This is a genomic window from Arthrobacter sp. Z4-13, from assembly GCF_054792705.1.
Genome location: NZ_CP096458.1, coordinates 17,966 through 30,346 on the forward strand (window position 1 = coordinate 17,966; position 12,381 = coordinate 30,346).

Consider the following 12,381-nt stretch of genomic DNA (forward strand, 5'->3'; position numbering starts at 1 on the left):
CAAGATGTCGGCTAAACGGAAAGGCCAGGTTCGCCCCACAATGTAGAAACGGACGAACCTGGCCTTTCCGGCTGGTGGTGTTTTCTGGGAGCCACGAAAAGTCACGTTCGAAGAGTTCGGCGGCTGTGCAGCCATCGGTGCCTAGGCGTTGTGATGAGGTGCGGGAGGGCCCCGATGACAGCGGCGCCAGAGCTTTTATGCCTGATGACGGGTATCGGGGTGCCATTCACCAGGGGCTCTTGTCTGGATCACTCTCACGCAATGTGGATGCGGGTATCCAGCCCTGCCATCATCTGGTTTGACCTTTTACTCTGCGTGGTTAGCGTGGCAGCCGATAGTCTATTCCGGTCAAGCTGATCTAACCCACTTCCTTCGGGGGGCTCGCGAGTAGTGGCTCGGCCAAAGACGCGCAACGGCTCGGAAGTTGTAACCCCGGCTCTTGATCACTTCACGGAACTACAGCTCGACGAACCTGGGTAGCTGCACCTTCATCAGGGGCGATGAATTCGCCGGATACAAGCCGTTTTTCGCGAAGGCGTGAAACTTCCGGCTGAAGTCTGCGCTTGAGAGTCGTCAATTCGAGCCAAGCTTTGTCGACCCGGGCCCGGGCTAAACGTGATTGCTTGCCCGGGCACCGGTTCCGGCTAGCGTGTGTGGTTGTGCATGACGTGCTTAGTGCGCGTGAAGTCGTCGAGCGCGTAGATCGAAAGATCCCTGCCGTACCCGGAGCCCTTGAAGCCGCCCCACGGCATCTCGTTGGCGACGACAAGGTGGCTGTTTACCCACACCGTGCCGAAGTCCAGCCGAGCGGCGATGTCATGGCTCCGGCGCGCGTTTTCGGTCCACACCGATGCCGCCAAGCCGTATTCCACCTCATTAGCCCGCCTTACGACCTCATCCTCATCGGTGAAGGATTCAACCGTAACTACCGGCCCGAAAATCTCCTGCTGAGCGCACTCGGCTCCATCAGGGACCTGGGTCAGCACCGTGGGAGCCACGAAGAACCCGGCCCCGGGCAGTGATTCTCCACCGATCGCGGCGGGGATACCGGCTGCACGGGCCCGATCAAGGAAACCCTTGACCTTTTCAAAATGTGCCTCAGAGACTAGCGGGCCAATCTCCACATTGTCACCCACAGCAGGCTCACCAACGACGAGGGTTTCGACCTCCCGCACGAGGAGGCGCACGAGATCATCAGTCACTGACTCGTGAACAAGCAGACGGCAACCGGCGCCACAGTCCTGACCGGAGTTCCAGAACCCGGCCCCTCGTACCGCGGCCGCCACCTGCGCCAGGTCGGCGTCCGCAAAGACTATAACCGGAGCCTTTCCGCCCAGTTCCAAGTGGACGCGCTTCAGTGACCCCACTGCTGCAGCGGCGACAGCTTTGCCACTTGCTACCGATCCGGTCAGAGCGACGAGAGCTATATCAGGATGAGTCGACAGCCGCTGCCCTACAACCGGTCCATAACCGGTGACCACATTCAGGACTCCCGCCGGCAACAGATCCGCGACGACCTCGGCAAGCTTAAGCGCGGATAAGGAGGTATGTTCGGATGGCTTGAGGACGAGGGTGTTGCCCGACGCCAGGACGGGGGCGATTTTCCAGACGGCCATCAGCAGCGGATAGTTCCACGGCGTAACCACGGCAATGACACCGAGTGGTTCGCGGCGGATGACAGACAGGTGTCCCTCCACATAGTCCTCGGCTGCGGCGGAAGTACCGGCCCGGACGGCTCCAGCCACGAACCTTAGGGTGTCTATCGACTGGGCAACGTCATCGCGGGAAACTGTCAGCGGCTTACCGGAATCTGTTGACTCCAGCCGGGCTAGCAGTTCAGCGTTCTCTCCAACGCGCTCGGCCAACAGGTGCAAAACATCGGAGCGGTCTTTGGGCGTACGCGCCGCCCACGCTGGCTGCGCTGCCATTGCAGCGGCGACGGCAGCGTCGACATCGTCTGTTGTTCCCTCCGCGACCTGGGAAAACACCTTGCCGGTGGCCGGGTTCACCACATCGATAAAGGTGCCGGAGGAAGAGGAACGGTATGCGCCTTGCATGAAGTGCTTCGCCTGCGGCAATTCGGTACCTTCGAGCAGGTCCGGGCTGTCGGGGGTTTCCGCGCGCAGCACTGACTGGGCGGCGGCCGAGGAGGTGGAATCAACGGTTGTGGACATGGAAGCTCCTATGGCTGGGGTCCAGACTGAATGAGGACTTGGCAGTCCCCGGCTTGCAGTAATGATCAGGCTCGGGGGCGGGCGAAAACCTCTGAGGTCATCCTGGCCAAACGCTGCGAGCTGGCCTCAGAAAGAGGGGTGGTAGGGATGCGCGCTGAACCAACGGGGCAGCCTGCCGTTTCCAGACACCACTTCACTGCAGCGATAAAGGGCTCGGAATCTATGGCACTTATAACGGGGTAGATGTTATTCCACAGCAACTGTGCCTGCCCCAGCTCGCCCGCCTGCACTGCGTCGTAAACTGCCACCAGCTGGGCAGGAATCACGTTCGCCGTAACGGCCATGATTCCGGCCCCTTCCACGAACGAGGACAAGGCCAAGGTATCCCAGCCAACGAACGTTCCGACGCCGGCGTCACGGACCAACTGCACGGCATGGGCCATGTTCGGGCTCGTGTTCTTCACGTAGCCGATGTTGGGGCACTGTTGCATGAGCTCGGCAACCGTGTCCGCCTGGAGGTCCACACCCGTCACTGACGGGATGTTGTAGAGCATGATCGGAAGCTCAACGCTGTCAGCTACGCTGCGGTAGTAGGCCTTCACAGCGTCCAGGCTCAGCGGATCATAGTAAGGCGCGATGACCATAGCAACATCGGCGCCGACTTCCTGAGCATGCCGAGTCAGCTCGACAGCCTCGGCCGTAGTCAACGCCCCTGTTTGGGCAATGACAGGGACGCGGCCCGCTACGTGCTCCACCACTGTTTGGACTACTTCGCGGCGCTCCGAAGAGCTCATGGTCTGGAACTCCCCGCTCGTTCCGTTGGCAACGACACCATGAACACCGCCATCAATGTTGCGGTCAACGAGGCCACGTAGTTGCTTGTGATCGATCTCGCCATCGGCGCCGAACGGAGTAACCAGCGGCGTTAGTACGCCGTGAAGCTTAAGGGACATAAAGGGTCTCCTCCTGAAGATGCGGCAGGCAGGGAATAGATACTGCCGTGGACGCGCGAGCAGAGCTCCCAGTGCGTTCGCATTTCGAACGTCAGCGTCCAGAATGTTTCTACAATAGGCTTTGAACGAGGTACCGGTCAAGAGCGCAAAAGCCTTGGTCTCACAGCTAGCAACATGTTCATGCTTGTCGCGTTGGCTTGGCTGCCCTTGATTCGTTGCGACGACGCTCGACTTGCCTGGCCCGAGGCAATAGGCACGGCCCTGTCTACCCGACACTGGCCGCGTAGCGTCTCGCTGCACTCCTGTCCGGGCGTTCCTGCTTCAGCCCGAACCTTGGCCCTGATAAAGTCAAAATCTCAAGACATCCAGACTGTGACGGTGAACAAAGTCCCATGAGTAATGCTCCGAGTGATGGCCTCGAACCGATCATTGGCAATGAACCGGACCTCGTCAACAAGTCGGTGCTGAAGGCTGCAACCCTCCTTCGTGCCCTTGCCGCTCAACCTTCCCAAGGAGCGACGTCGACGGTACTGGCTCGTACCACTCGCATGTCACGTCCCACGGCCTTCCGGCTGCTGTACAGCTTGGAACAGGCTGGCCTGGTTGATCGGATCGGTAACAACTACGTCCTGGGGTGGGATCTGGCCCGTATGGGCCGACTTGCTGACCCAAACCCCGGCCTGGCCGAGAGAGTACAGCCTCACCTTCAGGAGTTGGCGGACAAAACCAATGAGATGACTACTCTTCAGGTAGTCAACGGCCGGGACGGGCTCGACCTGATCGCTGAGGCTATGGGCTCGCACTTGGTCAACCTTCGCAGTCAGCTCTCGGACGGCCGTGGCCCGGCGCAATGGCCGCTTCACGCGACCGCGGCCGGCAAGGTCTTCCTGGCAAGTATGCCCCGGGAAAAGGTGCTGTCGATGCTTCCCGAGAAACTGCCTGCCTACGCATCCCGCACGATCACAAAGCGCAGTGAGCTGCTGCGGGAGCTGGACCGCGTGCGCGAGCAGGACTACGGCCTTGTTGACAGTGAGCTCGAGGAGGAATTGGCCGCAGTCTCCCGGCCAGTCCGCGACTTAACGGGAGCCTTCGTAGCTGTCCTGACGCTTAGTGCTCCTCGATACCGTTTCAGTATGGCTGAGATCCATAACGTCCTTCTGTACATGGACGAGACACGGGCGGCGCTTTCGGAAATCTGGGGGCCGGGGCCGAATCGCGCGGTCGGCTAACACCGAGTTATCCTCTAGCAGCAAGGCGGTTACCCTGCGGCTGCCGAATGAAGGCGGCCTTAGCTCTCACGAATGCAGATCCGCATGCTCGAGGACGGCCTGCCAGCCTTGATGCGACTGCTTCTAAACGAGAGCTCGAGACTGCATTTGTTAAATTCGATTCGACAACTGCCGAACAGACCCTTGCCAGCTGGCATGTTGAACTGGCGCGTTGCTGGACGAACCTCGAAGTCAGCCGGCCTCCGGCTCCCTCCTGGCCGAAAACCTCAATCTCACAGCACTTCCGATTCCCTGACTAGGGTGTCGAACCCGCCGGTAGGACTGCAGCGGCAGAAGGTTATGGCGGCACCGCAAGCGCAATTTGCCAAGAACTCGGGGCATTCGGGGTTGTGCGAGGGCGTTAGAAGCCTCACAATAAAATAGCGTTCGATAAACGAACGCACGCGTTTGAAATATGGACTTACTACGAGGTTTCGAGGAGTGCACCAGCATGCACCAGTTTGTTCGCCTGATCGCCGCTTTTAGCCATTTCCAAGCATCTTTCCGCCAAAGGACCACGCCCGCAGTCTTGGAGTTCCGTACCTATGGAACCTCCAGTCGACTTGTTGCCAGTTCTTGGGCAGGCCTGCACTTGGAACAATTTGACTGAGTCCTACATCTGGTATCCCTCCACGTCTATCAAGAAGATCACATGCAACAGACACTCCCTCCGTGGGCATTGCAGCGCGTTGCAACGGTCCTCGAAGCACAGGCAAGAACCGAAATCAAACCGGTTAGCGCTGAAGATCTGGCGCGCCGTGCTGGCCTCAGCAAGAGCCTCACATTGCGATGCATAAAGCACATCAAGCGGATTTCCGGATAACGGACTAGGCGACCAGGAGTAGCAAACGGCCGAAGCACCGCCTCCCTGCAACTACCCGTTCATCCGCTGGGACGGCAGTTCTATACAGTGAGGTTCGGCTCATTCGGCTGACTAGGCATTTTGAGGCTTGTCCGCATCAGTACCCGTTTACCGCCGCACAGGCACTGCTGGCGGAACCAGCAAGCCACTGCAATAACCGGTCGGGCGCCCACGCTGGCATGACTGACGCCCTTTCGGTCGCACGCTAGGAGCGGTGCGTCCATGGGGCCACAGAGCTTGTCATCACTTTAGGTCCGGTGCTTGGCGTAAAGCCCGTCCCTTGTTTCTCGATCAGGCCTTTCCGGCCCTCGCCGGTAACGATGTGAAGAAACCCTGCGATTGCTCTTCCAGCTTAATGGCCTGTATCGCCCTCTCTTTTGCTCCGGCCGTCCATGGACAGTGATGATCCGCCACTGATCGGTAATCGCGCTGAGTCATCGGTTCGGGAGCTTCCCTCGGAGCATTAGGTACTCCCCATCCACAACGTGACAATTTATCCCTGCGCGTAGAATGAACACGTGCGTTCATATTGAGCATGGGCCCCCAATAAGTCACCCATCTCAAGCCCGCAAGTCTTCCAGGAAGCTTCGTGTAGAGGCTCTTGTCATCGCAGCAGCAAGTACTTCCCCATAACTATTGATAGGAAAGAATGATGGCCGTGACCACCCTGCCCCCTGTTCCCTACGTTGTCGTCATATCCGGAAACCCTCGCCCCGGTTCGCGCACCCTTTCCGCAGCGAAAGCTTTGGCTCACAAAATCGCGGGCGAGTTCGGTATTGCTGACATAGTTGCCGTGGATTTGGCCACATTCTCGGGCGAGATATTCTCACCCGAGCGTCCTACGGCCGACCAGGCTAAGGAGACTATAAGCGGTGCTCGTGCGGCAGTAGTAGCCACTCCGGTGTATAAAGCTTCGTACACCGGTCTGCTTAAATCCTTCCTTGATCTCTTTGAGGCCAATGCGCTGGCTGGTCTTGTATCAGTTCCCCTCGTGACATCTGGCAGTCCAGCACACACGCTCGCCGGCGAAGTGCATCTGCGACCCGTCCTCGTGGAACTCGGATCCGTGGTGCCTACCCGTTCGCTCGTGCTAACGGAGACCGAGCTTTCAGATGTTGATGCTGCCATCCACGCCTGGTGGGAGCGGAGCGCAGAGCCACTGCGGCTAGCCCTTGGTCTTCCAAGTTCTGTCACCCGCTGACTTCCAGCAGAACTGCCACCTGCGACCACTGCGGGTAGGGCTTTCTCCTAGATCGGCGGACTGTTGGCTGTAATCCTTGGGGGGGTGTCTCGAACAGCTCTCTCAAGTGATGATCAGTGGTCCCGGCGTGAACCGTTGCTTCCCTGCTCGGTGGCGGAGGGGCCGGCCATTTCGAGCCAACGCCAAATCGATAGCTTGGCGTGAGCCCCGCGGAGTTTGGTCCATGGCAAACGGTCTGGAACGGCCTCGTCGTATCGCCACTAACGTGACCTGGGAGCGGACCTTCAGCATGGTCCTGGCTGAAGCCGATGCTGCAGGACAAATCGATTGGACCGTCTCGGTGAAACCACGCGATCGGGCGGTCCCGTACGGCCTTACTACCAAGATCGATCTATCATGCCTGCGACGGGAGTTGCAGGCCTTTGGTGATGATTCTGGGTCCCGGTCAAGGCGGGGCTCACCTATGTTCCCATTTCTTATCGATGCCTTTATGTGCCGCGGTGGGGCGGCCCGCCCCGAGGCGCCCCCGACGCCGTGATGGGCGGTAAGGCGTACTCGTCCAAGGCGAACAGGACTTCGCTTCGGACCCGGCGCATCAATGCTGTTATCCCGGAGCCATTGGACCAGATCGGCAACCTCAAGGGTCGCGGTTTACGCAGCGGCAGCCCCGTGAACTTTGACTCTCGGGCTACAGAGGCCGCTACAGTGTCGAACGGTCCTTCAGTCTCTTCAAGCGGCGGAGGGCAATCGAAAACCCGCTATGTCAAACTCGCTCTGACCTACCGGGCGGGAATTGTCTTCTAGACCGTAACTGTTTGGCTACGCCAATAAGGAGACACGCCCTGGCCCTTGGCCTTTCAGGTTCTTTTAGCCGCTGAGTCCCAGCAGAACTGCTCACCTGCGGCCAGCGAAGAAGGTCGGCTTACGTCCGAACTTGTCTGAGAGCCGCCCGCCCAAGCAAGCACCAATGAAGATGCCGATCAGTGCAGCAGATGCGGTCATGCCTTCTCAGAACACTGACATCTGCAGATTAGCGGCTACGGCGATGATGACCGTGCCAACAATTCCATGATGTAGCCGTCAATGAACTGTCCGCCGGCTGAGAGAAGGTCAGACGGCGAATGAAGCTCTTCTTGAAACTGGCATCGCTTCGACCGCTGTCAAGGGAGAGAGTTTGTTGGGGACATAAGTAATCCTCAGGGAGTTCGGGGAGACGGCCGCCTGTAGTTAGCGGGTGCCTCAAGTCAAAAAGCGCGCTTACTACCAGTGGGGGAACACCTCAGTTTGTTCACTTTTTGGACCTTTGCGTGCAAAGACGCGCTCTTGAAGCTTCGCTCTAATTAGAACTCAGGTCAAGAGCTTCACCATAAAAGATTATTGCCTTCTACGTCCCTTCTGGGCACGACCAGAGCCTTTAGCGAGATCAGGACGCGAGGTAAAGACTTTTTACAGGTCAAGCACACACCCGCGCTTGACGTGCGTCACGTCCCATGTCAGCATAATGGACGCGTGAGTTCATATAATGAACGCGCCTCCTGAAGACGAATCAAGACCAGAACCGACGTCGTAGTTCGTCCCAAGACCGACTCAGCGTAAGCGTAGACAAGGAGTGGTATGTATGACCCAGGAGCTGCCGCACCGACCAGCGCAGGACATGCACAGCAGGGACGCTGCACCCTTCAGCACGCGCACAATTTGTGGCCGTGCCCGGCCCGGCGATCAGCGCAGCAGGACAATTGGGGTTCCGACTGCCCCGCTTGCTTCTCACCGAACGACTCTTGGAAGCGCACCCACTGGATTTCAGCGGGATCTTTACGGGCGGATGAGGCTCAGCCCTCAGCATCGCTTCCCGGAACCGGACGAACTGGCCGCCCAGCTGGAAATCTACATTCGTTCCGCCCGCGAGGATGCGGCAGACCGCCGGCGCAAACCAGCTTGAGCGGGTCACAACTATAGGTGGGTCACGCCGCCAACTGATAGGCCTCACGTCGCCATGGACTGCCCGCAAACCCACCCTCAACTATCGGACATTCGTCCACTATTGACCGGAGAGATAAACAATGACTGACCGCCGTATGCGACTGTTCGCTTTCGACTTCCAAGCCCCGGCACACCTCTCAGCAGGCCTGTGGCGCCACCCGCAGGACCAGGGCTACCGATACAACGACCTCGAGTACTGGACTAATTACGCAAAGATGATCGAGGAAGCCCGCTTTGACGGGGTCTTTTTCGCAGACAACAGCGGCTACCAGGACGTATACCAAGGCTCTGTGGACGCCGCTCTGGCTGACGCAGCCCAGATTCCCGCCCTAGATCCTTTTATGGTTATCTCTGCAATGGCCTCAGTCACTAAGAACATTGGGTTCGGCGTGACAGCCTCGACCTCATATGAGCAGCCCTACGCCCTTGCGCGCAAATTCTCCAGCCTCGACCACCTCACCAGGGGCCGTATTGGCTGGAATGTAGTCACTTCCTATGCAAGCAGCGCAGGACGAAACCTCAGCAGTGGGCAGCTGCCCCATAGCCAGCGGTACGACGTCGCGGGCGAGCACTTGAACGTCTGCTTCAAGCTCTGGGAGAAGTCTTGGGAAGAGAATGCAGTAGTTCGCGACCCTGAACGCTGCGTTTACGTGGAACCCACCCGCGTCCACCCCATAAACCACGCCGGTGAATACTTCAATGTCCCCGGGATCGGGTTGTCAGAACCCTCCCCACAGCGGACCCCGGTAATCTTCGAAGCCGGAACTTCCCCGAAGGGCATCGCACTGGCAGCCCAGACGGCCGAAGCAGTCTTCGTCAACGCAGTCACTATCGCCTCCCTCAAGCGGCAGGTCGACGCCCTCCGCAAAGCAACTGCCGAAGCCGGCCGAGATCCCCAACATATCAAGGTACTTCAGATGCTCAACGTCATCGTCGCCCCTACAGACGAACAGGCACAGCAGAAGTACGAAAACTATCGCTCCCTCGTCAGCTACGCTGGCGCGATGGCCCGTTACAGCGGCTGGACGGGCGTCGACATGTCACATTTCGACCCGGACGTCCCCCTCGAGAACGTTAAGACCGAGGGCGGACAATCCACGATTTCGCTCTTCACTGCCGTGGACTCGGGCAAGAAGTGGACTCCGCGCGACATTGCGGAGTACCTAGGAGTGGCAGGCACCGGGCCAAGTATCGTTGGTTCACCCACCACCGTCGCAGACGAGCTGATCCGCTGGATGGACGAAAGCGGCGCCGACGGCTTCAACCTCGCCTCCGCCATCAAGTACCAAGACCTCGCAGACTTCATCGAGCACGTCGTCCCGGAGCTGCAGCGTCGAGGACGCATGTGGACTGAATACGAAGGCTCCACCCTGCGTGAGAAGCTCTTCGGCGCCGGAAACACCCGGTTGCTCGCCGACCACCCCGCACACCGCGTCGGGCAGCCACTCGTAACCGCGCCCTGACAGGCGCAAATCGCTTCTAAACCCGCAATGATCAAGAAAGATTGACATGGACATAACCCCAGCAACTTCCAAAATATCGACTGAGATCACCCCCGCCCTCTACAGGCAAGTCCTCGGAAAACTGCCTACCGGCGTAACTGCCATCACCGGCATCAATGACGACGAGGAGAAACTCGGCCTGGTGGTGGGGACCTTCCAATCCCTCTCGCTCGAGCCGCCCTTGGTCATGTTTTGCGTCGACAAGTCCTCCTCCAGCTGGCCAAAGCTGCGCAAACTGCAAAAATTCACCGCCAATATTCTGTCCGACGACCAGGTCAGCATTTGCAGGTCGCTGTCCCGAAAGACCCTCCAAAAGTTCGAGGGCCTGCCCACTACTCCCGGCCCCCTCGGCACCCCACACCTTGATGGCGCGACAGCGTACATTGACTGCGTCGTGACCGCGGAGGTTGTAGTGGGCGACCACTACATGGTGGTCGGAGCTGTAACCAACATGGAAGAAGGAAGCGGAGACGCGTTGCTGTTCCGTGGTGGCAAGTTTGGCCAGTACCAACCCATTGAAATCCCAGTCCTTGCCGGGACGGCACCGGAAGCAGCAAGGAGCGCATCATGAGTCGACGTGGAACCATCCATAATGCATGGAACAAAGCATGGGGAGAGGGGGATGCGGCTGCATTCGAGCAGTTGCTCGCTCCTGATTACATCAGGCGTTCAAAGTCGGGCAACGAAGACTTTGCCAGTCTTCGGAAAACCATCGAGGCAACGCATACCGCGTTTCCGGATTTGACCAGCGAAATTCTGCATTTCCTGGAGGACGGCGATACGGTCGCTATTCACTGGCAGACCAAAGGGACACATCAAGGCGAGTTTATGGACGTGCCCGCCACAGGACGCAATGTAACTATCACTGGTGCTTCATTCCTTCGTTTTGAAGGCGACAAACTTGTAGAGGAGTGGGTGGTGTCGGACCCGCGGGAGCTCCTTGCTGCACTCGGGATCTGGCACCTAGGCTCCGGCCACGCCAGTCGCTTAAGTACCGCCGAACTGCCGGCCTTATAGCGAGAAAAGTGTACAACTTATCCCAGCGTCCACGCGCTCACCAGGAGAATTTTGGTGGCTGCAGAACCTTCCTATCCTCCCATGGACGTTTTGGTCCGCTGCATCACGTGCAAAAGCAGCGGACCCAAGCTCCACCAGGGGTTTGCCTCAAACGCCAAGAAGCATCGTCCATCGCCGTACGGGGGATGCAGCACTCCTTCTCAACAAGCCCAAGAACGCAGAGAAATGCGTGGAAATTGCGGGTATTTTTCAGTGAAAAGTAGGTTGGTTTGGTGGAGTTCGGTAAGCAGCCCGCGCCCGTCGCGGATATCAACGAGGACGACTTGAAGTCCGAAGCGGCCGGGGTGAAGGCCGTGATGGTTGCGCTGGAACGCGCGGTGGCCCAGGCAGGAGTCACCCGCACCGCCTAGTCCCTGCTGCGGCTGAACCAGCGGGCGGGTTTGACTGCCCGCCGAGTTCTGTGAGAACGGTGCCAAGGCGGTGGCCGAGGAGAACATCCTCCGGACAGTGGGCGCCGAGTTCTGGGCCAAGCACTCCATGGCAGAGCTTTCGACGAAGATGGAGTATTGGCTGGGGAACCAGGGCCGGCTGAGTGAACCGGTGGTGATCCGTGAAGGCGAAACCCACTATTCACCGATTTCCTGGGCTGACGCCTTCAAGCTGATCGGCGAACACCTCAGGGCCACTACGGCTGACCGCTGCGTTTTCTACACCTCCGGCCGGACCGCGAACGAGACAGCGTTCATGTACCAGCTCTACGCCCGGGCCATCGGCACCAACAACCTGCAGAACTGCTCCAACATGTGCCACGAATCCTCCGGCTCGGCCCTGAATCCCACGATCGGGATCGGCAAGGGCACCGTGTCCCTGGACGACCTCCACGATTCCGAGCTGATTTTTGTGGTGGGGCAGAATCCGGGAACCAACCACCCGCGCATGCTTTCGGCGCTGAAGGAGTGCAAGGACAAGGGCGGCAAGTTGGTGGCCGTCAACCCGCTGCCCGAGGCCGGCCTGTTCAACTTCAAGGACCCGCAGACCGTCTCCGGCGTCATCGGCGGCGGCACACCGCTGCCTCGTGGACGTGGTCAGCACCTTCCGCGGCCACGACGGGACAGCGGACAAGTTCCGACTCGTGGCCTACCCCACCGCAAAGGGCTGCGCCGCCGGCTACTTACCCCGAAGCCAACGCCCTGGTTCGCAAAGAAAACGTCGCCCGCGAATCCAACACCCCCGCTTCAAAGCCATGTTCGTCCGCTTCGAACCACACGCCGAATAACTCTTCCTGTACCAGCTGCTCATCCTTTGGCAGTCACTCCGGGAGGGAGAGTCCAGCTTTCGCAAAGCAGCAGAGCCGGGAAATCAAGGATGAGGGCAGGAACAGCATCAGACTGGAACACATTTCCAACAACGACCTGACGATGAAC

The 12,381-nt window shown here is 59.1% G+C and carries 8 protein-coding genes and 2 pseudogenes; 7 read left to right on the top strand and 3 right to left on the bottom strand.

Translation table 11 applies throughout. The annotated features are described in order from the left end of the window. Positions 1–644 precede the first annotated feature (644 nt). Together M1E07_RS00065 and M1E07_RS00070 are read right to left on the bottom strand one after the other, a co-directional pair. Positions 645–2,174, bottom strand: coding sequence for an aldehyde dehydrogenase family protein (locus tag M1E07_RS00065; protein WP_461186678.1), 1,530 nt, complete (start codon positions 2,172–2,174; stop codon positions 645–647). A 65-nt stretch (positions 2,175–2,239) separates the two neighbouring features. Then, on the bottom strand, positions 2,240–3,127 hold the full coding sequence (locus M1E07_RS00070; protein ID WP_461186679.1) for a dihydrodipicolinate synthase family protein: 888 nt from the start codon (positions 3,125–3,127) through the stop codon (positions 2,240–2,242). A 392-nt stretch (positions 3,128–3,519) separates the two neighbouring features. Between M1E07_RS00070 and M1E07_RS00075 the strand changes: the two genes are divergently transcribed. Next, positions 3,520–4,356, top strand: coding sequence for an IclR family transcriptional regulator (locus M1E07_RS00075; protein ID WP_461186680.1), 837 nt, complete (start codon positions 3,520–3,522; stop codon positions 4,354–4,356). A 1,559-nt stretch (positions 4,357–5,915) separates the two neighbouring features. Next, complete coding sequence (locus tag M1E07_RS00080; RefSeq protein ID WP_461186681.1) at positions 5,916–6,458, top strand: NADPH-dependent FMN reductase; 543 nt, start codon at positions 5,916–5,918, stop codon at positions 6,456–6,458. Positions 6,459–7,352: 894 nt separating this feature from the next. Here M1E07_RS00080 and M1E07_RS00085 read toward each other — a convergent pair. After that, a complete protein-coding gene (locus tag M1E07_RS00085; protein ID WP_461186682.1) occupies positions 7,353–7,460 on the bottom strand; it encodes an MFS transporter in 108 nt (35 codons plus the stop codon). 1,058 nt (positions 7,461–8,518) lie between these two features. On the opposite strand from M1E07_RS00085, the gene M1E07_RS00090 reads away from it, so the two are divergent. The 5 genes and pseudogenes from M1E07_RS00090 to M1E07_RS00110 all read left to right on the top strand — a co-directional run. Next, complete coding sequence (locus tag M1E07_RS00090) at positions 8,519–9,901, top strand: LLM class flavin-dependent oxidoreductase (RefSeq protein WP_461186683.1); 1,383 nt, start codon at positions 8,519–8,521, stop codon at positions 9,899–9,901. A 46-nt stretch (positions 9,902–9,947) separates the two neighbouring features. Beyond that, complete coding sequence (locus tag M1E07_RS00095; protein ID WP_461186684.1) at positions 9,948–10,511, top strand: flavin reductase family protein; 564 nt, start codon at positions 9,948–9,950, stop codon at positions 10,509–10,511. Continuing rightward, complete coding sequence (locus tag M1E07_RS00100; protein WP_461186685.1) at positions 10,508–10,957, top strand: ester cyclase; 450 nt, start codon at positions 10,508–10,510, stop codon at positions 10,955–10,957. The genes M1E07_RS00095 and M1E07_RS00100 overlap by 4 nt, the downstream gene beginning before the upstream one ends. A 272-nt stretch (positions 10,958–11,229) precedes the next feature. After that, positions 11,230–12,028: pseudogene (locus M1E07_RS00105) on the top strand (molybdopterin-dependent oxidoreductase); the annotation flags it as partial. Next, positions 12,024–12,233, top strand: a pseudogene (locus M1E07_RS00110) (hypothetical protein); the annotation flags it as partial. The pseudogenes M1E07_RS00105 and M1E07_RS00110, both read left to right, overlap by 5 nt. Positions 12,234–12,381 lie beyond the last annotated feature (148 nt).

Coding starts and splice junctions, on each gene's coding strand:
- M1E07_RS00065 (WP_461186678.1), bottom strand. CDS start 2,174: ATGTCCACAACCGTTGATTCCACCTCCTCGGCCGCCGCCCAGTCAGTG.
- M1E07_RS00070 (WP_461186679.1), bottom strand. CDS start 3,127: ATGTCCCTTAAGCTTCACGGCGTACTAACGCCGCTGGTTACTCCGTTC.
- M1E07_RS00075 (WP_461186680.1), top strand. CDS start 3,520: ATGAGTAATGCTCCGAGTGATGGCCTCGAACCGATCATTGGCAATGAA.
- M1E07_RS00085 (WP_461186682.1), bottom strand. CDS start 7,460: ATGACCGCATCTGCTGCACTGATCGGCATCTTCATTGGTGCTTGCTTG.
- M1E07_RS00090 (WP_461186683.1), top strand. CDS start 8,519: ATGACTGACCGCCGTATGCGACTGTTCGCTTTCGACTTCCAAGCCCCG.
- M1E07_RS00095 (WP_461186684.1), top strand. CDS start 9,948: ATGGACATAACCCCAGCAACTTCCAAAATATCGACTGAGATCACCCCC.
- M1E07_RS00100 (WP_461186685.1), top strand. CDS start 10,508: ATGAGTCGACGTGGAACCATCCATAATGCATGGAACAAAGCATGGGGA.